Below are 24080 nucleotides of genomic sequence, written 5' to 3'. Positions count from 1 at the left end.
CCGGCCGAAGGCCCTCCCCCACAGGACCGGCGGAGCGGAGCGAGGAGGCGAGCGTGACCGGGAACACGGAACGGAGAGCCGACGAGCGAGCGGAGCCGGCCCTGCCCCCCGCCGAAGGCTCTACCCCACAGGACCGGCGGAGCGGAGCGAGGAGGCGAGCGTAACCGGGAACACGGAACGGAGAGCCGACGAGCGAGCAGAGCCGACCCTGTCCCCCGCCGAAGGCCCTCCCCCACAGGACCGGCGGAGCGGAGCGAGGAGGCGAGCGTGACCGGGAACATGCTCCCGCCGTGCTCAGCCGGCGGTCCGCTCCCGCTCGGCGGCGAGCCGGCTGAAGTAGTCCAGGGCGCCCGGGTTGGCCAGGGAGTCGCGGCTCGCGACGCGGGCGGGGTCCTCTCCCATGAGGATCCGCTTCACGGGGACCTCCAGGACCTTGCCGGAGAGCGTCCGCGGTACCTCGGCGATGGCGCGCACCGCATCGGGGACGTGCCGCGGGGAGCAGTCCTCGCGGATACGGCGGGCCAGCCGCCGGGTCAGGCCGTCGTCGAGGGCGGTGCCGTCGCGCACCACCACGAACAGCTCGATGCGGGAGCCGCCCTCCGGCTGGGGGATGTCGACGACGAGCGCGTCGACGATCTCGTCCAGCGCGAACACGGCGCGGTAGATCTCGCTGGTGCCCATGCGGACCCCGCCGCGATTGATGGTGGAGTCGGAGCGCCCGTAGATGACGGCGGTGCCGCGTTCGGTGATCTCGATCCAGTCCCCGTGGCGCCACACGCCGGGGTACATGGCGAAGTAGCTGTCGCGCAGCCGCTCGCCGTCCGGGTCGCCCCAGAAGCGCAGCGGCATGGACGGAGCGGGCCGGGTGACCACGAGCTCGCCGACCTCCCCGACGACCTCGTTGCCGTCGGGGTCCCAGGCCGCGACGGCCATGCCCAGGCAGGGCGCCTGGATCTCGCCCTCGTGGACGGGCAGCGTGGGTACGCCGCCGACCAGGCAGGAGCAGATGTCGGTGCCCCCGCTGGTGGAGAACAGCCACAGGCGGTCGCCGAACTCGCGGTAGCACCAGTCGAAGCCCTCGGGGCTCAGCGGGGAGCCGGTGGAGCCGATGGCGTGCAGCCTCGACAGGTCCCGGCCCTCGGCGGGGTGCACGTCCTCCTTCATACAGGTCGTCAGATAGCCGGCGCTGGTACCGAAGACCGTCACCCCGGCGCGCTCGGCGAGGTCCCACAGCGTCCCGAGGTCGGGGTGGCCGGGGTTGCCGTCGAACAGGACGATGGAGGACTTGGTCAGCAACACGCTGACCAGGAAGTTCCACATCATCCAGCCGGTGGTGGTGAACCAGAACACCCGGTCGTCGCTCTGGGCGTCCAGGTGCAGGCCGAGGTTCTTCAGCTGTTCCAGCAGGATGCCCCCGTGCCCGTGCACGATCGCCTTGGGCAGGCCGGTGGTCCCCGAGGAGTAGAGCACCCACAGCGGGTGGTCGAAGGGCAGCGGCTCGAAGACGGACTCCGCGCCCTCTCCCGCCGCTTCGAGCTCCTCCCAGGACAGCGCGCCCTCGACCGGGCCCGCGGCACCGAGGTAGGAGAGCACCACGGTGTGCTCCAGCGTGGGCAGCTCATCGCGCAGCCGGGCGACCACGCCGGTCCGGTCGAAGTCCTTGCCGCCGTAGCGGTAGCCGTCGACCGCGAGCAGCACCTTCGGCTCGATCTGGGAGAAGCGGTCGATGACGCTGCGCACGCCGAAGTCGGGCGAGCACGACGACCACACCGCGCCGATCGACGCGCAGGCCAGGAAGGCCGCGACGGTCTCGGCGATGTTGGGCAGGTAGCCCACCACCCGGTCGCCGGGGCCCACGCCCAGGTGGCGCAGGCCCGTGGCGATGGCGGCGGTGCGGCGGCGCAGCTCCCCCCAGGTCCACTCGCCGAGGACGCGCAGCTCGGAGGCGTGCCGGATGGCGACGGTGTCGTCGTCCTTCCCGGCGAAGATGTGCCGCGCGTAGTTCACGGTCGCGCCCGGGAACCAGCGCGCCCCCGGCATCGCGTCGTCGGCGAGCACGGTCTCGTAGGGGGTGTCGGAGCGCACGCCGTAGTAGTCCCAGATGCCGGACCAGAAACCGTCGAGGTCGGTCACCGACCAGCGCCACAGCGCGTGGTAGTCGTCGACGGCCGCCGCCGGCGCCCCCTTGTGCTCGCCCGCCCACCGCGCGAACGCGGTGACCGCGGCGCGCTCGCGCCGCTCCGCGCCGGGTTCCCAGAGCACCGGTGGCTGTGTCCGCTCCGACATTCTCGCGCCTCCTGAATTCCCCGGCACGGCGGGCACACGCGGATGGGTCGCCGTCCCGGCCCGTGCGGATGTGACGACCATCATCTAACAACACCCGTCTCGGCCCCCGCCCGACGGGGCGTGCTTCCCGCCCGGCCTGCGGGGGCGCCTCAAGGCGGAGGCTTCCCTCGTCGCGGCGTACCCCCTCGGCCCCCGGTCGCACACCGCTCCTCGGTCCAGCCACCGCCGGCGCCCCGCAGGCGCGCTCAGAGGCCGCGGATGGCCGGCCCCGGCCCCGAGCGTGTCGCTTTCGATCGTCCGGTTCCGGGTCCCCTGCGGGTAATCTGCGATCTGGGGATGGAACCGCCAGGGCGGCGACGCCGGAGAGCGAGAGGCGGACGGGATGGTGCGCGGAACGGATGGCAACGGGCGGATACGGCTGCTGGGCGCCGCCGCCGTCGTACTCGCGGTCCTCTGCGCCGTCGTCCTCGCCGTGCCCGCCACGCGCGACGGCGTGGTCGACGCCTGGTGCCGGACCACGGGCGCCGGGTGCCCCGATTCCGGCCCGCCCGGCCCGCGGCCCGGAGACCCCGACTGGCGCCTGCGGCTCGATCCCGAAGCCGCCGCCACGTGGGGCCACTACGCCGCGCTGGGCGACTCCTACTCCTCAGGCGACGGCGCCGACGACTACGCGGCCGAGACCGCCGTCACCGGCGGGTGCTGGCGGTCGGCCAACGCCTACCCCGAGACGGTCGCCGCGGCCTACGACTTCGCGGGGGAACTCGGGTTCTACGCGTGCAGCAGCCAGCGGGGCCACGCGATGCTCGACGAACTGGGCTCGACCGACTCCCAGATCGACCGGGTGACCGAGCACACCTCGCTGGTCACCATCGGCATCGGCGGCAACGACCTCGGCTTCACCTCGGTCCTGCGCACCTGCATGGTCCGGCTGCCGCTGGTGGACACCACCGCGTGCAAGGACCAGGAGTCCGACATCGAGCGCCGGATGCGGCTGTTCGACGCCACCTTCACCGACCTGGTCGGCGAGATCCGCGACCGCGCCCCCGATGCCCGCATGCTGGTGGTGGGCTACCCGCGGCTGTTCCCGGCCGATCCCGACGGCATGTACTACACGCTCAACGCCAATGACCAGGAGTGGTTGAACGACACCCTGGAGCGGTTCAACGGGCAGGTGTCCGACGCCGTCGACGAGGCCGACGCCGAGATCACCGAGGACGGCGAGGTGGGCAGCGTCGAATACGTCGACGTCTTCACCGCGCTCAACGGGCACGAGGTCGGCACGGAGGAGGCGTGGCTCAACGGCGTCCTGCTGCGCGACCTCACCAGCGGGGTCTCGATCGACCGGAGCACCTTCCACCCCACCGCGGCGGGGCAGGACGCCCTCGCGGAGCGCGTGCGTGCGCAGATCGACGCCGGCCCCGACCGCCGGCTCTACGCCACCCGCTCCACCGTCGACAACGCGAGTCCCGACGTCCTCGCCGCCGAGATCGACTGACCTCCCGCGCCCCGGCAGGGGCCGCGCCGGAGGCGGACCGTCCCCGTGGCGGCCCACAGCGGGCCGAGGGGGAGCGCGCCCCCGGGACGGAGGGGTTCCTCCGCCCCGGGAAGCCGGTCAGGCGCGTTCCGCCCGGAGTTCGGCCAGGACCGCGCCGAGCTGGTCCAGGCCCCAGTTGAGGTCGTCCTCGGAGATGATCAGCGGCGGCGACAGCCGGATCGTGGACCCGTGGGTGTCCTTGACCAGCACGCCCCGGGCGAGGAGCCGCTCGCACAGCTCCCGTCCCCCGGCGAGGGACTCGTCGACGTCGATGCCCGCCCACAGCCCGATGCTGCGGGCGGCCACCACGCCGTTGCCGACGTACTCCTTGAGGCGGGTCCGCAGCACCTCGCCGAGCCGGCGGGCGTTCTCCAGGTACGGGCCGTCCTTGAGCATCCGCACCACGGTCCGGCCCATGGCGCCGGCGAGGGGGTTGCCGCCGAACGTGCTGCCGTGCTGCCCGGGCCGGATGACGTCGAGCACGTCGGCGTCGGCGACCACGGCGGAGACCGGAAGGATCCCGCCGCCCAGCGCCTTGCCGAACAGGTACACGTCGGGGACGACCCCGGTGTGCTCGCAGGCCCGCACCGTGCCCGTGCGGCCCAGCCCCGACTGCACCTCGTCGGCGATGAACAGCACCCGTTGCTCGTCGCAGATCTCGCGCACCCGCGGCAGGTAGTCGGGCGGCGGCACGATGACCCCCGCCTCGCCCTGGACGGGTTCGATGAGGACCGCGGCCGTGGTGGCGTCGATCGCGTCGGCGACGGCCACCGCGTCCCCGTAGGGCACGACGCGGAACCCCGGGGTGTAGGGCCCGAACCCGCCATAGGCGTCGGGGTCTTCGGAGAAGGAGATGATGGTGGTGGTGCGGCCGTGGAAGTTGCCTCCCGCGACCACGATCGTGGCCTGGCCGTCGGGGACCCCCTTGACGTCGTAGGCCCAGCGCCGGGCGAGTTTGATCCCGGTCTCGACCGCCTCGGCGCCCGTGTTCATGGGCAGCACCTGCTCCTTGCCGACCAGGTCGGCGAGAGAGGTGACGAACGGCGCGAACTGGTCGTTGTAGAAGGCGCGGCTGGTCAGCGTGATGCGGTCCAGCTGGTGGTGGGCAGCCGCGAGCAGGTCGGGGTTGCGGTGGCCGAAGTTCATCGCCGAGTAGCCGGCCAGGCAGTCGAGGAGGCGGCGCCCCTCGACGTCGGTGACCCAGGCCCCGTCGCCTTCGGCGATCACGACGGGCAGCGGGTTGTAGTTGTGTGCCGAGTGGGTGTCGGCGAGTCCGATGTGCTCGGAGGTGGAGATGGCGGGTCCGGCGGGATCGCCGCCGTCGCGCCGGCCCAGACCGCGGGTGTCGCTCATCCAGGTTCCCTTCGATCGCCCTTGATCGTCGTCGATCAGTGGATACCCGCTCGGATCACGCACAAAGCGCCCGCTCGGGCGGCCTCCAGCAGGAGAACAGACGGCACCCGGGGGTCGCAAGGGTGGCCGGCCATGACCCGCCGAGCGGCGGGCTTGGCGGTTTCCGCCCTTGTCGGCGTCCCCGCGATGGGGCTAGGGGGTCGAAAGCGGCGGGGCGGGCGTGAGAGATTGGGGGCACGCCAAGGCGCGGGGTGCCGGAAACGGCTGAGAACACACCCGTCGAACCTGATCTAGCTCGTACTAGCGAAGGAACGCCCGTGAGCAGTCACAACATCTTGTCCATCGCCGGCAGCGACCCCAGCGGCGGCGCGGGGGTCCAGGCCGATCTCAAGACGTTCTCCGCCCTCGGCGGATACGGCATGACGGTCATCACCGCCCTGACCGCCCAGTCGACCACCGGGGTGGCCGGTGTGCAGGAGGTCCCCGCCGACTTCGTGGCCCTCCAGCTCGACACGCTGCTCGCCGACGCCCGGGTCGACGCGGTCAAGATCGGCATGCTGGCCACCCCGGAGGTGATCGGCGCCGTCGCCAAGGCCATCGACACCCACCGGCTCCCCCATGTGGTCCTGGACCCGGTGATGGTGGCCAAGAGCGGCGACCGGCTGCTGGCGGCCGAGGCGATCGACGTGGTCCGCTCCGAGCTGCTGCCGCGCGCCGACCTGGTCACCCCCAACCTGCCCGAGGCCGCCGCGCTCTTGGGCGAGGACGAGGCGGGCGACCTCGACGCGATGCGCGCTCAGGCCGGCCGGCTGCTGGACCTGGGCGCGCGGCGGGTGCTGCTCAAAGGCGGCCACCTCGGCGGGGACACCAGCACCGACCTGCTCGTGGCGGCGGACGCGGCCCCGCAGGTGTTCACGGCCGAGCGCGTCGCCACCCGCAACACCCACGGCACGGGCTGCACGCTGTCGTCGGCGATCGCCGCCCTGCGCCCGCAGCGGCCCGGCTTCGACGCCGCCGTACGCGACGCCAAAACCTACCTGACCGCCGCGCTGCGGCACGCCGACGCCCTCGACGCCGGGCACGGGACCGGGCCGGTCCACCACTTCCACGCCTGGTGGCCCACCGGGGCGCGCGGGTGAACACGACCGGGGCACCGGCCGGCGCCGGCCGGTGCGTCGCGCTCGCGGCGGCCGGGCGGGACGGGGAGTCGCGCCCCCGGAGAGCGCGGGGTCGCGCCGGCTCCGCCGCCCCGCCGGCGACGCGTCAGGAGTCGGCGGGCTCCTCCGGAGCCTGGGCGAGAGCGAGGGCGCTGAGTGCCGCTGCGGCCTGGGCGGGGTCGGCGCCGCGGCCGACCGCGATGCCCAGCAGGTAGGCCGTGAGCGGCGCCGCCGGGCGGGCCACCGAGTGGGCGGCGTCCTTGGCGAGGTCGAGGATCAGCTTGACGTCGGAGGGGTCGAGCCGCTCGGGGAGTTCGAGTTCGGCGGAGGCGAGCTTCGCCCATTCGACGAGGGTCATGGAGTGCTCCGTAGGTCGTCGTGGCCGGAAGGGACCGGGCGCCGCCGGTGAGCCGTACGCTACGCGGCCGGCGGCGGCCGCCCTGCTCCCGGGGACCCCTTGCGCGGCGGGGCCCGGTGGTCAGCGATCCTACGGTCCGGACCGGCGGGCCGCCCCGCCGGCGGCGGGTCCTCGCCCCCGCGTGGCAGCGGCGGGGCGCCTGCCGATACTGTTGCGCGACAGGGGAGCGGGACCGGCCCTTCCGCGATGACCGGTGCCGCTTCTCCTCCCCCCCGTGACCCGGCGCGGGCCCGCTGCCTGCTACGCGGCGGGGGATCCGGCCTGTGCTCCGGTGCCGAGATCGGCGAGGATCTCGTCGAGGCGGTCGAGGTGCGCGCGGATCCACGACAGTGCGAGGGGGTCGTCGGCGGCCAAGGACTCGTGGCGCTGGTCGGCGGTCTCGCCGTAGAGCAGGCTCGTGGCGACGCGCATCCGCAGGGCCCTGGCGGACTCCCCGAACTCCGCCGCCGGTAACACGCCCATCCCGTAGCTCTTCAGGAGCAGGCCGGTGAGCGCGCGGCCCGTGGTGACCCCGTGGACGGCGGCCAGGCGCTCCCGGTGCGGCTCGAAGTCGGGGTAGAGGTAGAACGCCGCCTGCGGTGCGGCGAGCGTCGCCCCGGCCGCCGCGAACCGGCCCGCGACCGCCCGTGCGACCAGGCCGTGCAGCCGGCGGCTGCGGGCGATGTGCGCGGTGAGTTCGGCGGGTTCGGCGAAGGCGAGCGCTCCGGCCTGCTGCACGGGGCCGGCCGGGCTGGACCAGATCTCGCTGGCGACCCCGAGCAGGTCGGCGCGCAGCCGCCGGCCGGTCTCGCCCTCGGGGAGCCGGGCGACGCCCAGCCGCCAGCCGCCCAGCGCCAGGTTCTTGCTGAGCCCGGTGGTGATGACGGTCCGCTCCGGCGCGAACCCGGCGGCGCTGTGCACGGTGGTCGTGAGGTCGTGCACGAGGTCGCGGTAGATCTCATCGGAGATGATGAACAGGTCGAGCTCGCGGGCGACCTCGGCCACGCGCCGCACGGTCGCCTCGGACGCCACCGTCCCCGTGGGGTTGTCGGGCGTGGTGAGGATGACGGAGCGGACGTCGCGCCCGCGTGCGCGGGCGCGGGTGACGGCCGCGGCGAGCTGATCGGGGCGCGGCACCCCGCCCTCACCGGGCGGCGTGGCGACCTTGATCGCGCGGTGGCCGGCGAGCTGGGCCTGCGCGGCGTAGCTGACCCAGCTGGGGGCGGCGATGGCGACGTCGCCGCCGATGCTCAGCAGCAGGCTGTAGAGGAGCGGCTTGCTGCCCGGACCGGCGACCACGAGGTCGGGATCGGTGGGCAGGCCCCGGCGCGTCCAGTACCCGGCGGCGGCCTCGCGCAGCTCCGGGCTTCCCGCCACCGGCCCGTAGGCGTTCCTGTCACCCCCCGCGGACAGGGCCTCGCGCATCGCGGGGTGCACGGGCAGACCGGCCTCGCCGAACCCCAGCGGCAGGACGCGCACGCCACGGCGGCGCTGCTCGGTCAGTGCCTCGTTGACAGCCAGGGTCGCGGACACGGTGACAGGCATGAGTTGATCAACTCCGGAAGCATCCAAGAAGAACGTGCAGGCCAGCGGGCTTGTCGCCGACCTTTCACCTTCACCCTGCCCAGTTCGCCCCATAAGTACAAGCGAGTCTTTGCGATGGAAGGCATAAGCTGTTCTTATGCTTGATCTCCGCCGTTTGCAGATCCTCAAGGAGTTCGCCGACCAGGGCACGATCGCGGCCACCGCCAAAGCCCTCGGCTACACGCCTTCCGCGGTCTCGCAGCAGCTGTCCGCGCTCGAGCGCGAGGCGGGGATCGCGCTCCTCGACCGCACCGCCCGCAGCGCGGAGCTGACCGACGGCGGGCGGCTGCTCGCGGTGCACGCCGACCAGATCCTGGCCATGGTCGAGGCCGCCGAATCCGTGCTGGCCGCCCAGTCCGGCGTCGCGCTGGGCCGGGTCACCGTCGCGGCGTTCCCGACCGCCGCGGTGGCGTTCGCGCCGCTGCTGGCCCAGAGCCTGCGCGCGCACGAGGGGATGCAGCTGGTCCTGCGCCAGACCATGGAGGGCACCGGCAGCCGCCAGGTCGGCACCGGTGAGGCCGACATCGCCCTCGTCGACGACTGGTCGGGACGGCGGCCCGACAGCGGGGCCGGCAAGCTGCGCCACTTCCACCTGCTGCACGACCCCATGGTCCTCGCGGTCCCCGCCGACCACCCGCTGGCCGACCCGAACCGCCCGGTCGACCTGCACGGGCTGCGGGACGAGGCGTGGATCGCGGCGCCGCACGGCGAGCCGTCCCGGGCCGCCACCGACCGCCTGCTCGACGATGTCGGCGGCGCACCCGCGGCCGCCTGGGAGTTCGAGGGGCCGGGCACCATCCTGAGCCTGGTCGCGCGGGGGATCGGGATCGCCGCGGTGCCCGCTCTGGCCCTGACCGCCGGCGCGCCCGGCCTCGCCTTCCGGCGGCTGCCGCACGGGGTCCCGGCGCGCGAGATCTACGCCTTGGTCCGGGCGACCAGCATCCGGCGGCCGGCGATCACGGTGACACTGCGCGCTCTGGACGCGGCGGCGGCCGAGGTGCGAAGCACATTGGGCGACACGCTGCGGCGGGCCGCCGACGGCGCCGTCGACCCCGGTTAGCCGGGGTCGGCGAGCGGGGCGCGCCGCCGCAGACGGCCGAGCTTGCGGCGCATGCGCCGCGCGACGTGCTGATGGCGGTCGCGGTCGTCACGGGCGTCGAACCACTGCGCGCAGAGCTGGAGCCGTTCGTGCCGCAGAGCGGCCAACTCGGCCTCCAGGGTCTGAACGCGCCGGTCGAGTTCGGAGTGCGCCTCACGGTGCGCCATCGCCGAGGCGGCGAACCGCTCGGCCTCCGACTCGGCATGCCTGAGCCGCGCCACGACGCTGTCCGCGTATGCCGCCGCCCTCGTCCGTCCTGTTCCCACGAACCACACACCGGGCGTCTATCCGCCGCATCTCAGGTATCACCCACCCATGGCGCAAAGGATCCGGAAAATGCGGCGTATCCGGCACCGGTCAGGCGGCCGCCACGGGGTACCTGCGCCGTGCCGCCGGGGTACCCGGTGCGGGGCTGCGGCGCGGGACGCCCGTGAGGCGCGCCGGCCGCACCTCGGCGTAGATCTCCTCGAACCGGTCGAGGGAGCGGCGGTGGTCGTGCGTCAGCGCCATACGCCGGCTGGCCTCGCCCATCGCGGCGCGGCGCTGCTCTCCGGCGCCCAGTACGTCGAGCAGCCGGGCGGTCAGCTCCGCGACGTCGCCCGGCCGGAACAGGTAGCCGTTGACCCCCTGCTCGACCAGGTGCGGCAGCGCCATCGCGTCGGCCGCCACGACCGGCAGCCCGGTCGACATCGCCTCCAGCGTCGCGATGCTCTGGAGCTCGGCCACGCCGGCGATGGCGAACAGGTCCGCGGCGACGTAGGCGAGGGGCAGGTCCTCGTCGGGCACGAACCCGAGGAAGTGGACGCGGTCGGCGACCCCGAGGCTCGCGGCGAGCGCGCGCAGCTCCCCCTCGCGCTGCCCCGTGCCGACCAGCGCCAGTTGGAGGTCGCGGTGGTTGAGCACGCGCGGCAGCGCGCGGACGATCTCGTCGATCCGCTTCTCCTCGTCGAGCCGCCCCACGAACACGATGGTCTCGCGGTCGGGCAGGCCGAACCGGGCGCGCGCCTTGGAGCGCTCGGCGCCGCGCGGGTGGAACCGGTCCAGGTCGATGCCGCAGGAGACCGCTTCGACCGGCCGCCCGAACCCCTTGCCGGCCAGCAGGTCGGCCGCCCTCTGGGTGGGCGTGGTGACGTAGTCGGCCTCGTGGGCCACCCGCACCATGTCGCGCCACGCGAGGCCGCCCACCATGTCGTGCAGCGGGGCCGGGATGTGCGCGTGGGCGAACAGGTTGTCCGGCATGAAGTGGTTGGTGAGGACCACGGGCGTGCCGGAGAGCCTGCCGCACCGGACGACCGCCCGGTTGATGGTGAAGTGGCTCTGGGCGTGGACGACGTGCGGGGCCAGGCGCGAGATCAGCCGCTCCAGGTGCCCGTGGACGCCCAGCGGGAGGGTCGTGCGCATCGACGGGTGCACCAGCACCGGGACGGAGCGCAACCGGTGCAGGGTGACCCCGTCGGCGTACTCGATCCCGGGGTCGCCGGTGGCCGAGGCGCACACGACGTGCACGTCGTGGCCGCGCGCCGCGAGCCCGCCGGCGAGCCGGTGGGTGAAGTAGGCGGCGCCGTTGACATCGGGCGGGTAGGTGTCGGCCCCGATGAGGACGCGGAGCCGGGTGTCATCGCCGGGGTTCGCTCGGGTGGTGCGGTGGAGGGCTCGTTGATTCCCTGGGGTCATCTCGGTTCTCCTGACCTGTTCTCGACGGGGACGGCGGTGTCGGGGCGGCACCGGGCCGCCGCGTGGCTTCGGGGTTGCGGTCCTTGGCACGGGCGAGAACCGCGGTGCCGGCGATGGCGAGCGCCGCGGATCCGGTCGCGAGGACCTGGTCGATCGGGGTGGCCGGCAGCCCTTCGCCGAGCATCAGGGCGCCGATCCCCGCTCCGGTGATGGGGTCGACGATCAGCAGGGTCGCGTAGGCGGCGGCGAAGTGGCCGGTCCGGTAGGCGTTCTGCTGGAGCAGGCCGCCGAAGACGGCGATGCCCAGAGCGAGCACGGTCAGCCAGCTCACCACCGCAGCGGGCGAGGTCACCGCGTGGGAGGCGACCACTCGCGCCAGGGCGGAGGTGGTACCGAGCGCGGCGCCGCCCACCATGGCCAGCAGCAGAGCGCGCGGCCCCGCCGCGATCCAGTGCGCCGCGACGTAGACGATCCCCCCGGCGGCGGCGACACTGCCGACGAGCGCCAACGCCGTGGGCAACGGCATCTGCGGGACGACCGAGGTGTGCGGGAAGAGCAGCAGCACCCCGAGGAGCCCGATCATGACGCACAGCCCGGCCGCGATCTGACTGGGCCGTACGCGCCTGCGGTTGAACACGGCCGACAGCACGATCGCGAACACCAGGCCGGTGACGCCGATGGGCTGGACGACGGTCAGCGGCGCCCCGCTGAGCGCGACCAGGTGCAGGGTCACCCCGGCGCCGGCCGCCAGTGTCCCGAGCAGCCAGCGCGGCCGCCGCACCAGGTGCAGGAGGAAGCCCACGCGGGCGACGCTGCGGCCGGGGGCGCGCACGGCGTCGCGCTCCTGCATGGCCGACCCCAGCGCGAGGAAGAACGCTCCCGCCAGCGCCATGAAGACCGATATCAGCAGCATCGCGACGCCTCTCCTCCGGCCCGGCAGGCCCTTTCCCGTCCCTCCGGCACGGCTTCCCCTCCCCTGTTCGCGCCGACGCCATCACCGCACCGCCTCTACGCTGAACGCTACGGAGGCCACCGAGGAGTGGCGATACCGTCACCACCCCGTTCCGGGTGGTGCCAGCCCCACTCCCCCGCGACCTCTCCGATTGCGCTACTACCCGGAGCCCCTACCCCAATGCCCGCGGTCTCGCGCACGCCGCCCTTCTCGGGGCGGCACGCCGCCCCCTGTTCAAACGGTAGATAACACAAGCCTGCCGGGCGTCCCTCAAATGGCGGAGAGGACAGGGAAACATTTCGCCAAAAGTCATCCGTACGGGGCGTATCGGCGTTTCGCCGCGGCATCAGGGCCGGTCGGCCCGGTGCTCCGGGCGATCTCGTGCGGCCCGGGGCCCGACCGGCCCGGCGCCGGCGGCCGGACCCGGCGCCGTCCAGGGGTTCGCGCATCCCGCTCCGTGCCCGACCCGCGGCGGTCCGACCCCGGGATCCCAATGTGTCAAGTCCGGCTATTCCGCTTCACCATTCACGGCATCGAGATATTGGGCAGAATCAGGGTGAATTTCCCCCGACGAGGTAGGTGAAGCCGTGAGCGCCTTGGAGATCGATCGCACCGATGCGGCGATCGTGCGCGAATTACAGGCGGACGGCCGGCTCCCGTTCGAGACGCTGGCCGGACGCGTCGGACTGTCCCGCGCCGCCGCCCGCCTGCGGGTGCGACGCCTGCTCGACAACAAGGCGATCCGCGTGGTGGGGGTGCTGCACCCTGCTGTGCGCGGCATCGGCGCCCTGGCGCACCTGTCGATCGGCGTGCGCAGGGACGCCGGTCCGGTGGCCGCGGCCGTCGCCGATCTGCCGGAGGCGGCCCTCGTCCACCTGACCGCGGGGCGCTTCCCGCTGACCGCCCAGATCCGCGGCTCCGACCTGCCCCGGCTCACGGCCGTCGTCGACCGCGTCCGCGAGCTGCCCGGCGTGGCCGAGGTCGACACGGCCGTCTACACCAGAGTCGTCAAAGACCCCTATCTGGCGTCCTCCGCGCCCCCCGACATCAGCCCCGACGACATCGACCTGCGGCTGCTGCGGCTCTTGGAGGCCGACGGCCGGCTGTCCTTCGCCGACCTCGCCGGCCGGGTGGGGCTTTCGGCGGGCGCGGTCCGCAGCCGGGTCATGCGGCTGATGCGGGGGCGCGCCGTCCACGTCACGGCCCTGCTCGACCCGGGCGCGGTGGGCCTGGACCGGCACGGCGGATTCGCGATCCGGCTCGCCGAGGGCGGCGACGCGGCGGCCAAGGAGATCGCCTCGTGGGACAGCACGCAGTTCCTGACCGGCTGCCTGGGCCGGGCCGACCTCATGGGAACCCTCGCCGCCACCTCGATCTCCGCGCTGCACGCCGCGTACGAACGCCTGCGCGTCCTGCCCGGCGTGACCGTGACCGAGACCTGGATCCACCTCGCCCAGGTCAAGGAGCGCTACGACCTGCCGACGTGACGGCCGTCCGCGGCGGCCGACCCGACCGTGGCCGATCCTGGCCGCGGCACAGACGACCGTGTGTGACCAGCGCGGCACACATCCGACACGCGGACGGCCTGTTCCGGCCAGGTGAAACCGCGCTGCCTCCCGGCTCAGCCTGCGGTCGCTTCGAGGCGCCTCCTTCCCTCGCCGGCTCGCCCGGTGGTTCCCGCTCGGCCTGCGGGGCACGCTCGGTGTTCCCCGCTCAGCCTGCGGGGGCGCTCCAAGGCGCCGTCTTCCCTCGTCACGGCGCGCTCCCTCGTACCTCGGTCGCACACCGCTCCTCAGTCCAGACGACACCGCACCCCCACAGGCACGCTCAGTGCTCCCCGCTCAGCCCGCGGGGCGCCCTCAAGGCGGCGCCGGTCCGGGGAAACAGTCCTCGTCGCCGGGCGCTCCCTCGTTCCTCGGTCGCACCCGCCTCCTCAGTCCAGCCACCACCGGCGCCCCGCAGGCACGCTCAATCGATGTTCCCCGCCCGGTTCCGGGGGTGGGACGATCATCCGGTGGTGGGGTGGCTCTGTGTCGCTCTCAGGCGGGACATGACACCATGGTCCGGACATTGGTCTAGACCGGATGGGAGCACGTCCGTGCCCGATCACGCCCTCGTGCCGCGGCCTGCGGAAATGTCGACCGGACCTTACTCGGGGCTGGTGCTGACCGCATCGACCCGGATCGACGCCGACGCCGCGGCGCGCGGCACCGAGACCTGGCTGCGCTCCGAATTGGGGGTGGCGACCGGCCTGCCCCTCCCCCCGGGCGACGGCCAGAGCGCGCAGATCCGGCTGAGCGTCGACCCGTCGGCCGGGCTGGGCGCCGAAGGGTACCGGCTGATCATCGACGGCGAGGGCGCTCTCATCGTCGGCGGCGACCCCGCGGGCGTCTTCTACGGCGCCCAGACCCTGCGCCAGCTACTGCCCCCCACCGCCTACCGGCGCGCACCGCTGGGTGGCGCCGAGTGGGTGCTGCCCAGTGTGCACATCACGGACCGCCCGCGGTTCGGCTGGCGGGGGTGCATGCTCGACGTCGCCCGGCACTTCATGCCCAAGCACGGGGTACTGCGCTTCATCGACCTCATGGCGCTGCACAAGCTCAACGTGCTGCACCTGCACCTGACCGAGGACCAGGGCTGGCGGATCGAGATCAAGCGCTACCCCCGGCTGACCGAGGTCGGCGCGTGGCGCCGCGAGAGCCAGGTGGGGGCGGGGCACCCGCTCGCCTTCGACGGACGCCCGCACGGGGGCTTCTACACCCAGGACGACATCCGCGAGATCGTCGCCTACGCCGCGGCCCGGCACATCACCGTGGTGCCCGAGATCGATGTCCCGGGCCACTCGCAGGCGGCGATCGCCGCCTACCCGGAGCTGGGCGAGGGCGAGCCCGTCGAGGTGGGGCGCGAATGGGGCGTCATCGAGACCGTCCTCAACGTCTCCGATGCCACGCTGGACTTCTACCGCGGCGTCTTCGACGAGATCCTGGAGCTCTTCCCCAGCCGCTACATCTGCGTGGGCGGCGACGAGTGCCCCAAGAAGCAGTGGCGGGAGAGCCCGACCGCGCAGCAGCGCATCCGCGACGAGGGCCTGGCCGACGAGGACGAGCTGCAGAGCTGGTTCATCCGGCAGTTCGACGACTATCTGACCGAGCGCGGCCGGCGGCTGCTTGGCTGGGACGAGATCCTCGAAGGCGGCCTGGCACCGGGGGCGACCGTGGCGTCATGGCGCGGAACCGCGGGCGGGATCGCCGCCGCGCAGGCGGGCCACGACGTCGTGATGTGCCCGACCTCGACGTCCTACCTGGACTACCGCCAGTCCGCCGATGCGGACGAGCCGATCCCCGTGGGCTCCCTGCTCACCCTCGCCGACGTCTACCGCGCCGAACCGGTGCCGCCGGAGCTGGCCGAGGCGGGCGCCGACCGCGTGCTGGGCGCCCAGGTGAACGTGTGGACCGAGCACATGGACTCCCCGCGCACGGTGGACTTCATGGTCTTCCCGCGGCTGTCGGCGTTCGCCGAGGTGGCCTGGTCGGCCGGCGAGCGCGAGTTCGACGAGTTCCTTCCCCGGCTCAAGGGCCATCTGGACCGGCTCGACGCGATCGGCGTGGAGTACCGCCCGCTCGACGGCCCGCTGCCCTGGCAGCGGCGCCCCGGCGTCCCCGGCCGGGACTGACCCCGCCCCTGCTCCGCGCCCGGGGCCGGGCGCGGAGCAGGGCGGCCGGGGCGGCCGCTGCTGTGGCGCGCGGTCGGGCAGGTCAGAAGTACGTGCGCAGCACGTCGGTGACCGTGTGGTCGTCCTCCACGATCGGGATGAACTGCCAGTGGTCGAACACCGTGCACGGGTGGGATATCCCGAAGGAGACGAGGTCGCCGGGCTCGGGACGCAGCCCGCCGGGGGTCCGCAGATAGGCGTGGTGGTCGTTGAGGCGCACCACCTCGGCTCCTGAGGCGTCCTGGGTCTCGCCGCCCCGCCTGCGCAGCGTCCGCGCGACGGGCGGCCCCGCGTCGGAGTTCACCTCGCGCCTGCCCATGGCGACGATCGCCAGCCGCTTCTCCGGCACCGACGTCACCTGCGCCCAGATCTCCAGCGCGGGGATCAGCGGGTCGGGCGCGCCAGAGCGGGCGAACGGCGAGGAGTCGCGGTAGAGGCCGTCGTCGTGGGCGATATAGGACCCGCTGCGCAGCACCGCCCGGATGTCGGTGCGCCCGCCCAGTTCGTCGGCCACGATGTCGAACCAGGCGCTGCCGCCCGCCGACACGATGGGCGGGCCGTCGACCAGCCCCTCGCCGCGCATCCTCCCGGCGACCTCCGACAGGCGCCGCATCAGGCCGCGCACCTGCGCCCCGGTCGCCAGGCCCCCCTCGTAGCCCGCGGCCCCCGCAGGCTCCAGGCCGGGCGCGGCGGCGACCGCACGCGCCACGTCCAGCGCCGCATCGGGGGTCCGGCACCCGGTCCGGCCGCCGGGGAAACCGAGTTCGACCAGGATGCGCAGCGGACGCGTCCGGGTGCGGGCCGCCATGGTCTCGGCGGCGCGGCGGACCGTGGCCGCGGAGTCGGCGTAGCAGAGGAAGTCGAAGCCCGGGTCGCGGTCGAGCTCGTCGGCGATCCAGCCCAGCGCCACCGGGTCGAGCAGTTCGTTGGCCAGCAGCACCCGCGGGACGCCGAACCGGCGGTAGGCGAGCACCTGGTTGGCGGTGGCCGCGCTGATCGCCCACGCCCCGGCGTCGAACTGGGCCTGGAAGAGCTTGGGGGCCATCGTCGTCTTGCCGTGCGGGGCGAAGGCGAGGCCGTACATCCGGGCGAAGTCGGCGAGGGTCGCGATGTTGCGCTCCAGCGCGGTGCGCCGGGCCACCAGCACCGGCCAGGTGAAGTCCCCGCCGAACAGGTTCGGCCGGGCCGCGGCGAAGGCGGCGGCGCCGATCGGCGGGCCGGGCCGCCAGAACCCCTTGGCCCGCCAGTCGATCTGCTCATCGGGGATGTCCAGCCGGACGTGCTCCACGGTCCCCTCCATCGTCGCGCGGTTCTCGCCGGGTCGGCCCCGGCAGGGTAGCCGGAGCGGCGCGGGCGGCGGTCGAGCCCGCCCGCACCGCTCCGCGGCCCCGTCGGGTCAGAACCGCGGCAGCGCCACCGTGTCGGCGATGCCGGCGATCCCGGTGAGGTCGGCCAGGGCGTCCGCGGTGAACGGCCGGGCGCCGCTGCCGCCGGGCGGGAGACCGGTCTCCTCCTGGATGACCTGGCGCGCGACATCGGGGTAGTCGGAGATGATGCCGTCGACCCCTTTGCCGATGGCCGCCCGCATGTCGTCCGGCTCGTTGATCGTGTAGGCGACCACGTCCATCCCGGCGTCGTGCACGCGCTCGACGTAGGCGGCGTCGATGCCCGTGTGGTTGGGGTTGATCATGTCGGCCCACTCGGCGTAGGCCGCGATCTCGGATTCGGCGACGCGGCCGAGGATGCCGTGCGGGACCGACGGCAGCAACTCGTGCGAGCGCTCGGCCGATGCCCGGTCGAAGCTCTGGATCACCAGCCGCTGGCCGCCGGCCCTGTTGCCGGCGACCCAGCCCGGGTCGGCCTTGAGGGTCTGCGCGATGTCGTCCTCGATCCCCGGGTAGAGCGCAGGGGACTTGATCTCCAGGAACAGGCCCGCCTTGTGCTCGTCGAGCCGGTCCAGCGCCTCCTGGAGCGTCGGGACGCGCTCGCCGGCGAACTCGGAGCCGAACCACGAACCGGCGTCCAGCCGCCGGAGCTCGGCGAGCGTGAAGTCGGCGACGTTGTAGGGCGAGCGGTTCGGGAAGACCTGCTCGACGTCGGTCGTGCGGGCCAGCGTGGTGTCGTGAACGACCACGAGTTCGTCGTCCTTGCTGCGCTGGACGTCGATCTCGACGGCCGTGGCCTCGTGCTCGTGCGCGGCGTCGATGGCGGCGAGCGTGTTCTCCGGGGCGTAGGCCGAGCCGCCGCGATGGGCGACGTCGAGCACCGGCGGGGCGGCGGCCCGTTGTGCCTGGGCGGCCGCGGTGTCGGGCGCGGTGCCGGGCGCGGTATCGGTGCCCGCGGCACCCGTGGTGTCCGCGGGTCGGGTGGCCGCGGCCACCTCAGGGGTTACCAGCAGCACGAACGTCATGGCGACGGCGGCGATGCCTAGCCGTTGGAACATGGCACTCCCTTGGTCGGAGCAGGCGCACTGTCCGTTAGAGCGTCTGCTCGCGCGGTTACCTCCGGGTGTCGACCAGGCGAGCCGGTGGTGCAGCGCCCTGGAACTCCCCCACTCATGACGGTGCGCGGACATATCGGACCGCGACACGAACTACGCATTGTGAGCGTTTGTTCACCGCATGTGCGATTTTTGATGGGTGGCGACACATCTGAACACAGTGTGTGTCATTACATCCACTCTTCGTAGTCAAACGAGAGGTTCACCCATGCGCAAGCACCACGGGCGATGGATCGCGATCGCCGGTGCCACCACCGTGTCCCTGGCCGGGTTCGGCGCCCTCGGGGTCGGGTTCGCCGATGAGCAACGCCCCCCGGAGGATTGGCCCATCTCGGAGCAGGAGCAGGAGCAGGAGCCGTCGGACACCGTGCTCGACGGATTCGAGATCGGCTATCTGCCGCCCGGCCTCGCCCAGAACGGAATCCACACGACGTCCAAGGCGGGCTCGGACGGGGAGCGCCGCTCCTCCCTCTCCTGGCTGCGGGGCCGCGAGGGCGTCTACGGCCGCGTCGACATCTTCCGGTCCGACCACATCGCCGACCTCGACGACGTGCGCACCCGCTACTTCCGCGACCTGGACGCGCGCGCCCTCCGCAAGGTCGACAGCGAGGGGCGTACGGCCTACCGCTCGGACGCGACCGGCGACATCTTCTGGTTCCAGGAGAAGGGTGTCGCGGTGGCGGCCCACCTGGCACCCGACACCTGGGACACGGAGGAGCTCAGCAGGTTCGCCGCGGGCATCCGGCCGAGAGAGCCCGAGCCGTCCTCCCCCTCGGGTCCCGACAGCGTGTTCGGCGGGAACGGGCCCACCAGCGGCGCGGCCGGGCCCCAGTTCCCCCCTGCCGTGCCGGGGGCGACCGCGCCCAACGCGCGCCCGGACGTCGCTCCCGGGGTCTCGGCCGACGAGGTGCAGGCGTGCCTCATCGAGCAGTTGGAGTCCGGTGGCGCCGGCGCCGGACAGGACGCGGAGTCCGCGCCGGACCTCCCCTTCTGGGACTCCGCCCGCTCCGCCGACACGGTCGAGGCCGCCGAGGCCGACGCGCGGCTCATCGGGATGCTGGAGGAGTCCGGCGACGCCGCCCGCTCAGCCGCGGTCACGGCCTGCAAGGACCGCTTCGGCCTCACCGACAGGCAGGTGAACACGCTGATCTCCGACATCGGTGACGACGTGCGCGCCGACACCGGAGGTGAGGAGGGCGGTGCGGCCACCGCCCCCTTGGCCGCCCCGGCACCGCCGGACCCCGATGGGCCCAGCGGGGCCGCGGAGCCCTCGCCCGCCGCGCCGGAGGCCGGAGCGGAGCCGGACGAGGGCGCCGAGGAGGCCGCGCAGCCCCCTGCCACCGGTGCGGCCGACGAGTCCGAAGGATCCGGCCTGGACCTGCTGGGCCTGCTCGGACTCGGCGACGCCCCGCTGACGATCACGCTGGGGCGCTGATCGGCCGGCCCGGGCACGGGGAGGGGCGGCCGCTGATCGGCCGCCCCTCCCCGGTGCCGGTCAGGAGAGCGCGGGCCGCACCGTCCCGGTGACCTCGCCCAGCGCGACCGTCCCGCCGCCCATGCCGCGCGCGGTGGCGCTGATGGCGACGGTGTCGCCGTCCTCCAGGAAGCCCCGCTCTCCGTCGGCCAGGCGCAGCGGCTCGGTCGCGTCCCAGGTCAGCTCCAGCAGTGAGCCCCGCTCATCGCGCCCGGGGCCCGAGACCGTTCCCGACGCGTAGAGGTCGCCGGTGCGCAGGGACGCCCCATTGCTGGTGAGGTGGGCCAGCATCTGGTCGGGGGTCCAGTACATCGCGGCGTAGGGCGGCCGTGAGACGACCTCGCCGTTGAGGCGCACGGTCATCGCGATGTCGAGCCCCCAGTCGGCGACCCGCCGCAGGTGCGGGGCCGGGGGCGGGTCCTGGTCGCGGCCGGCGACGCGGGCCGCGCCGAGGGCGTCGAGCGGCACCACCCACGGCGACACCGACGTCGCGAAGGACTTGCCGAGGAAGGGGCCCAGGGGCGCGGACTCCCATCGCTGGATGTCGCGCGCGCTCCAGTCGTTGACGAGCACCACGCCGAACACGTGCTCGGCGAAGTCCCCGGTGGGCACGGTGCGCCCCAGTGACGTGGGGGTGCCCACGACGAAGCCCAGCTCGGCCTCGATGTCCAGGCGCCGGCTGGGGCCGATGGCCGGCACCCCGCCATCGGCGGGCGGCTGATGGCCGACGGGCCGGACGATGCCGGTCCCCGAGGGCACCACCGTGCCCGCGCGGCCGTGGTAGCCGATGGGCTGGTGGCGCCAGTTGGGTGAAAGCGGTGCGCCCCCGGGGCGGAAGATGCGGCCGACGTTCTCGGCGTGGTCGAGGGAGCAGTAGAAGTCGACGTAGTCGGCCACCTCGAAGGGCGCCTTCAGCTCGACCTCGGCCAGCGGGACGAGATGGGGCTCGGCGCCGGCGCGTCCCCCCGGCGCCGTCAGCATCCCGCTGACCTTGGCGCGGGTGGCGCGCCAGGCCGTGGAGCCGCGTGCCATGAAGGGGTTGAGGGAGGGCGCGGAGAACTCCGGGTCGCCGAGGGCCCCGGCGAGGTCGAGGACGCGGTCGCCCACCCGCACCCCGACCCGGGGCGGCGACCCCGCCCGGGAGAACACCCCGTAGGGCAGGTTGTCGGCACCGTATCCGGCCGCGTCGGCACCGGGTACCCAGGTTGTGGACACGTCTCTCCTCGCGTGGTCGCTTTCCGCGGCCGGACCGGGCCTCCGGCGGTCGGACCCGGCGCGGGGCCGCGGCGGCCGGGTGCCCGGCCCCCGGGGTCAAATCTCCCACGATCCCAGGAGCCCCAACCCTTCTGCGTCGCGCACGGGATCGCCGGTGCTGCGTGCCCCGAACCGGGTGAACAGGTCGCGGGCGCGGCGTGCGTCCCCGGAGGAGACGGCCGCGGCGCCGGCCGCCAACCGGGCGCCGTCGGTGCAGGCCAGCGCCGCTGCGACGGCGCCGCGGTCGGCCGAGAGCGCGGCCGCGGTGGCGAGCAGTACGTTGAGGTAGCCGTGATGGGTGAAACCGGTGCGCGGGTCGGTGTGGCGGACGGCGTGCTGGAGCCCGGCGGCGGTGAACGGGACGTCGTGCTCGGCGCAGGCCAGGAGCGCGTCGGCGAGGTCGGAGACGCCGGGGAACATGGAGGCGCGGGGGCCTCCGCAGCGGATCTTCACGCCCAGTGGGCGGGCGCCGCCCAGCATCGCCACCGCGGCCGGCCACCCGGACGTCCGCCCGAACGCGGGCGCGCCGGCGAGGTCGGAGGGCTCGGGGAGGGCGTCGAATTCGAAGAACACCGTCCGGCCGCCGACGTCCAGGTCCCCGCTGCGGAACAGGTCGGCGGCCATGCGCAGGTCCTCCGGCAGGGCGCGGGCCTCGTAGTGGGTGATCCGGATGCCGGGACCGGACTCCGGCGGGTCGGCGGCGAAGCCGCGTTCGGCGTCGAGGACGACGGCGGCGTCGATGGGCCCTCCGCCGTTCACCCGGGCCAGCAGCTCCGGCCAGCGCCGTTCCGGGCACAGGAGCCGGTGGGTGAGCATCGGGTGCGCGACGATCCGGTCCGACCGGTGGCGCTCCACCGCCTGGAGGATGCTCAGCGAGGCCGGGGGGAACAGGCCCGCGTCGTCGACCAGCCCGCGCAACAGGATCTGCGTCGCCGTCTCCTCCGATGCCACCGGCGGATCCCACCCCTCGGTCGGGTGCGCCGGCCGCCGCTCGGGTCGCGCGGTGGCGTCGGCGCGTCTTGATCACGGTGTACCCCGCCGGAGCCGTGCCGCGCACGGCGGTGTGGACGACTTCGCACTTAATTCAGGCGATTTGCCGTATATGCGACCATTCATACTTACCGCCAGCGGGATTTCGCCCCGACTCGCCCCATTCATGGGTGAATGGGCCTACGATCCAACGGCCGGATCCCGGTCCGCACGCGCCCCGGCCGCCGTCCCGCAACGACGACGAGAAAGGTCTCTGCATGCCCGACCCCACCACCCGCCCGGAACTGCGCGGGCACTTCGGCATGGTCTCCTCCACCCACTGGCTGGCCAGCGCCGCGGGAATGTCGATCCTGGAGCGGGGCGGGAACGCCTTCGACGCCGCGGTCGCCGCCGGGTTCACGCTCCAGGTCGTGGAGCCCCACCTGAACGGGCCGGCCGGCGAGGTGCCCATCATCCTGCACCCGGTCGGCGGGGTCCCCACCGTGCTGTGCGGTCAGGGGCCCGCCCCCGCCGCCGCCACCCCCGAGGCGTTCGCCGGTCTCGACCGCATCCCCGGCAGCGGGGTGCTCCCGGCGTGCGTGCCCGGCGCGTTCGACGCCTGGATGCTGCTGCTGCGCGACCACGGCACGATCTCGTTGCGCGACGCGCTCGACCACGCCATCGGCTATGCCGAGCGCGGCTACCCCGTCCTGCCGCAGATCGCCGACAAGGTCGCCGACATGCACGGGGTCTTCACCCGGTGGTGGCCGGGGTCGGCCGCGCTCTACCTGCGCGGCGGCCGGGCGCCGCAGGCGGGTGCCTTCCACTCCAATCCGGCGCTCGCCGCCACCTACCGGCGCGTGATCGAGGAGGCCGAGGCATCGGCGACGGGCCGCGACGCGCGGATCGACGCCGCCCGCCGGATCTGGCGCGAGGGGTTCGTGGCCGAGGAGATCCTGGCGTCCCTGGCCGACCCCGTCCCCGACGGCGCCGGCGGCCACCACCGCGCGCTGCTCGACGGCGACGACCTGGCCGGCTGGTCGGCCTCGTACGAGGACACCGTCAGCATCGAGTACGCGGGGTACACCGTGCACAAGACGGGGCCGTGGGGGCAGGGGCCGGTGTTCCTGCAGCAGCTGCGCCTCGCCGAGGCGCTGGACACCGCCGGCCTGGACGTCCTCTCCGCCGACTTCGTGCACACGGTCACCGAGGCCGCCAAGCTCGCCTTCGCCGACCGCGAGGCGTGGTACGCCGACCCCGCGTACGCCGACGTCCCGCTCGCCGAGCTGCTCGGCGCCGAGTACGCCGCGCAGCGGGCCGGACTCGTCGGCGCGGACGCGTCGCTGGAACTGCGCCCCGGCTCCCCCGGCGGGCGCACCCCCTACATCCCCGATCCCCGGCCGACGGGCACGACCGGCGACCCCGGGCTGGGCGGGGAACCCACCGTCAACCGCACCGGGGAGCGCACCGGGCCGGCCGAGCAGCGCGGCGACACCTGCCACCTCGACGTGGTGGACCGGCACGGCAACATGGTCTCGGCGACGCCGAGCGGCGGCTGGCTGGCCAGCTCGCCCGTCATCGCCGGCCTCGGCTTCCCGCTGGGCACCCGGGGCCAGATGTTCTGGCTGGACCCGCGATCGCCCTCCGTCGTCGGCCCGCGCAGGCGCCCGCGCACGACGCTCACCCCGACGCTGGTCACCCGGGACGGCGCCGCGGTGCTGGCGCTCGGCACCCCCGGCGGCGACCAGCAGGACCAGTGGTCCCTGACCTACTTCCTGCGCCTGGTGCACGGCGGGCTCGACCTCCAGCAGGCGATCGACGCCCCGATGTTCCACGGCAATTCCTTCCCCAGCTCCTTCCACCCGCGGGAAATGGCCCCGGGTGAACTGGTGGTGGAATCCCGGTTCGGCGACGACGTCCTCGCCGACCTGCGCCGCCGCGGCCACCGGGTGATCGTCTCCGACGCGTGGTCGCTGGGCCGGCTGTCGGCGGTCGCCCGCGATCCCGCAACGGGGGTGCTGCGCGCAGGCGCCAACCCGCGCGGTGCGCAGGGGTACGCCGCGGGGCGCTGAGGCGGCCGGAGCGGGCGGCAGGCCGTCCGGGAGCCCCGCACCGGGTGTGCGCTGCGCCGGAGG

The 24080-nt window shown here is 73.9% G+C and carries 18 protein-coding genes and 1 riboswitch; of the genes, 7 read left to right on the top strand and 11 right to left on the bottom strand.

What is annotated here, in order from left to right:
* Positions 1-294: 294 nt before the first annotated feature.
* On the bottom strand, positions 295-2286 hold the full coding sequence (locus ACFO4E_RS02575) for an acetoacetate--CoA ligase (protein ID WP_378571148.1): 1992 nt from the start codon (positions 2284-2286) through the stop codon (positions 295-297).
* A 382-nt stretch (positions 2287-2668) separates the two neighbouring features.
* Here ACFO4E_RS02575 and ACFO4E_RS02570 point away from each other — a divergent pair, with 382 nt between their 5' ends.
* Complete coding sequence (locus tag ACFO4E_RS02570; RefSeq protein WP_378571146.1) at positions 2669-3781, top strand: SGNH/GDSL hydrolase family protein; 1113 nt, start codon at positions 2669-2671, stop codon at positions 3779-3781.
* Between the two features lie 117 nt (positions 3782-3898).
* Here ACFO4E_RS02570 and rocD read toward each other — a convergent pair whose 3' ends face one another.
* Positions 3899-5173 carry an ornithine--oxo-acid transaminase gene (rocD, locus tag ACFO4E_RS02565; RefSeq protein WP_378571144.1) on the bottom strand — a complete coding sequence of 425 codons (1275 nt, stop codon included), beginning with the start codon at positions 5171-5173 and terminating at the stop codon, positions 3899-3901.
* A gap of 237 nt (positions 5174-5410) precedes the next feature.
* Positions 5411-5502, top strand: a riboswitch (TPP riboswitch).
* Between rocD and thiD the strand changes: the two genes are divergently transcribed.
* On the top strand, positions 5491-6312 hold the full coding sequence (gene thiD / locus ACFO4E_RS02560; RefSeq protein WP_378571143.1) for a bifunctional hydroxymethylpyrimidine kinase/phosphomethylpyrimidine kinase: 822 nt from the start codon (positions 5491-5493) through the stop codon (positions 6310-6312). Its footprint overlaps the riboswitch before it by 12 nt.
* 124 nt (positions 6313-6436) lie before the next feature.
* Here thiD and ACFO4E_RS02555 read toward each other — a convergent pair whose 3' ends face one another.
* Together ACFO4E_RS02555 and ACFO4E_RS02550 are read right to left on the bottom strand one after the other, a co-directional pair.
* The gene (locus ACFO4E_RS02555; protein WP_378571141.1) at positions 6437-6688 is read right to left on the bottom strand and encodes a DUF6457 domain-containing protein; all 252 of its coding nucleotides are present in this window, start codon (positions 6686-6688) and stop codon (positions 6437-6439) included.
* 300 nt (positions 6689-6988) lie between these two features.
* Positions 6989-8272: a pyridoxal phosphate-dependent aminotransferase gene (locus tag ACFO4E_RS02550; protein WP_378571139.1), complete on the bottom strand. Its 1284-nt coding sequence runs from the start codon at positions 8270-8272 to the stop codon at positions 6989-6991.
* Between the two features lie 136 nt (positions 8273-8408).
* Between ACFO4E_RS02550 and ACFO4E_RS02545 the strand changes: the two genes are divergently transcribed.
* Positions 8409-9371 carry a LysR family transcriptional regulator gene (locus ACFO4E_RS02545; protein ID WP_378571137.1) on the top strand — a complete coding sequence of 321 codons (963 nt, stop codon included), beginning with the start codon at positions 8409-8411 and terminating at the stop codon, positions 9369-9371.
* Here the strand turns inward: ACFO4E_RS02545 and ACFO4E_RS02540 are convergent.
* The 3 genes from ACFO4E_RS02540 to ACFO4E_RS02530 all read right to left on the bottom strand — a co-directional run bounded on the left by ACFO4E_RS02540 (position 9368) and on the right by ACFO4E_RS02530 (position 11997).
* A complete protein-coding gene (locus ACFO4E_RS02540) occupies positions 9368-9631 on the bottom strand; it encodes a hypothetical protein (RefSeq protein ID WP_378571135.1) in 264 nt (87 codons plus the stop codon). The two genes, ACFO4E_RS02545 and ACFO4E_RS02540, sit on opposite strands and share 4 nt — an antisense overlap.
* Positions 9632-9767: 136 nt before the next feature.
* Positions 9768-11084, bottom strand: coding sequence for a glycosyltransferase (locus ACFO4E_RS02535; RefSeq protein WP_378571133.1), 1317 nt, complete (start codon positions 11082-11084; stop codon positions 9768-9770).
* Positions 11026-11997, bottom strand: a complete 972-nt coding sequence (locus ACFO4E_RS02530; protein WP_378571131.1) for a DMT family transporter — start codon at positions 11995-11997, stop codon at positions 11026-11028. The genes ACFO4E_RS02535 and ACFO4E_RS02530 overlap by 59 nt, the downstream gene beginning before the upstream one ends.
* Positions 11998-12623: 626 nt before the next feature.
* Between ACFO4E_RS02530 and ACFO4E_RS02525 the strand changes: the two genes are divergently transcribed.
* Both ACFO4E_RS02525 and ACFO4E_RS02520 read left to right on the top strand, forming a co-directional pair.
* Positions 12624-13523 carry an Lrp/AsnC family transcriptional regulator gene (locus ACFO4E_RS02525; RefSeq protein WP_378571129.1) on the top strand — a complete coding sequence of 300 codons (900 nt, stop codon included), beginning with the start codon at positions 12624-12626 and terminating at the stop codon, positions 13521-13523.
* A gap of 563 nt (positions 13524-14086) precedes the next feature.
* Positions 14087-15709: a beta-N-acetylhexosaminidase gene (locus ACFO4E_RS02520; RefSeq protein ID WP_378571127.1), complete on the top strand. Its 1623-nt coding sequence runs from the start codon at positions 14087-14089 to the stop codon at positions 15707-15709.
* 82 nt (positions 15710-15791) lie between these two features.
* Here the strand turns inward: ACFO4E_RS02520 and ACFO4E_RS02515 are convergent, their stop codons facing one another.
* Entirely contained in the window at positions 15792-17048 is a 1257-nt protein-coding gene (locus ACFO4E_RS02515; protein ID WP_378571126.1) for a type III PLP-dependent enzyme domain-containing protein, read from the bottom strand.
* A gap of 96 nt (positions 17049-17144) precedes the next feature.
* Positions 17145-18191, bottom strand: a complete 1047-nt coding sequence (locus tag ACFO4E_RS02510) for a glycerophosphodiester phosphodiesterase (protein ID WP_378571124.1) — start codon at positions 18189-18191, stop codon at positions 17145-17147.
* A gap of 265 nt (positions 18192-18456) precedes the next feature.
* Between ACFO4E_RS02510 and ACFO4E_RS02505 the strand changes: the two genes are divergently transcribed.
* Positions 18457-19683: a hypothetical protein gene (locus ACFO4E_RS02505; RefSeq protein WP_378571122.1), complete on the top strand. Its 1227-nt coding sequence runs from the start codon at positions 18457-18459 to the stop codon at positions 19681-19683.
* 60 nt (positions 19684-19743) lie between these two features.
* Here the strand turns inward: ACFO4E_RS02505 and fahA are convergent, their stop codons facing one another.
* Together fahA and ACFO4E_RS02495 are read right to left on the bottom strand one after the other, a co-directional pair.
* On the bottom strand, positions 19744-20937 hold the full coding sequence (fahA, locus tag ACFO4E_RS02500) for a fumarylacetoacetase (RefSeq protein ID WP_378571121.1): 1194 nt from the start codon (positions 20935-20937) through the stop codon (positions 19744-19746).
* 96 nt (positions 20938-21033) lie between these two features.
* Positions 21034-21927, bottom strand: coding sequence for a hypothetical protein (locus ACFO4E_RS02495; protein ID WP_378571119.1), 894 nt, complete (start codon positions 21925-21927; stop codon positions 21034-21036).
* A gap of 296 nt (positions 21928-22223) precedes the next feature.
* Here ACFO4E_RS02495 and ACFO4E_RS02490 point away from each other — a divergent pair, with 296 nt between their 5' ends.
* Entirely contained in the window at positions 22224-24017 is a 1794-nt protein-coding gene (locus ACFO4E_RS02490) for a gamma-glutamyltransferase family protein (RefSeq protein ID WP_378571117.1), read from the top strand.
* Positions 24018-24080 lie beyond the last annotated feature (63 nt).

The sequence above is a fragment of the Nocardiopsis mangrovi genome (assembly GCF_042653925.1).
Classification (GTDB): domain Bacteria; phylum Actinomycetota; class Actinomycetes; order Streptosporangiales; family Streptosporangiaceae; genus Nocardiopsis_B; species Nocardiopsis_B mangrovi.
This window is presented reverse-complemented; position numbering and strand designations above follow the sequence as displayed.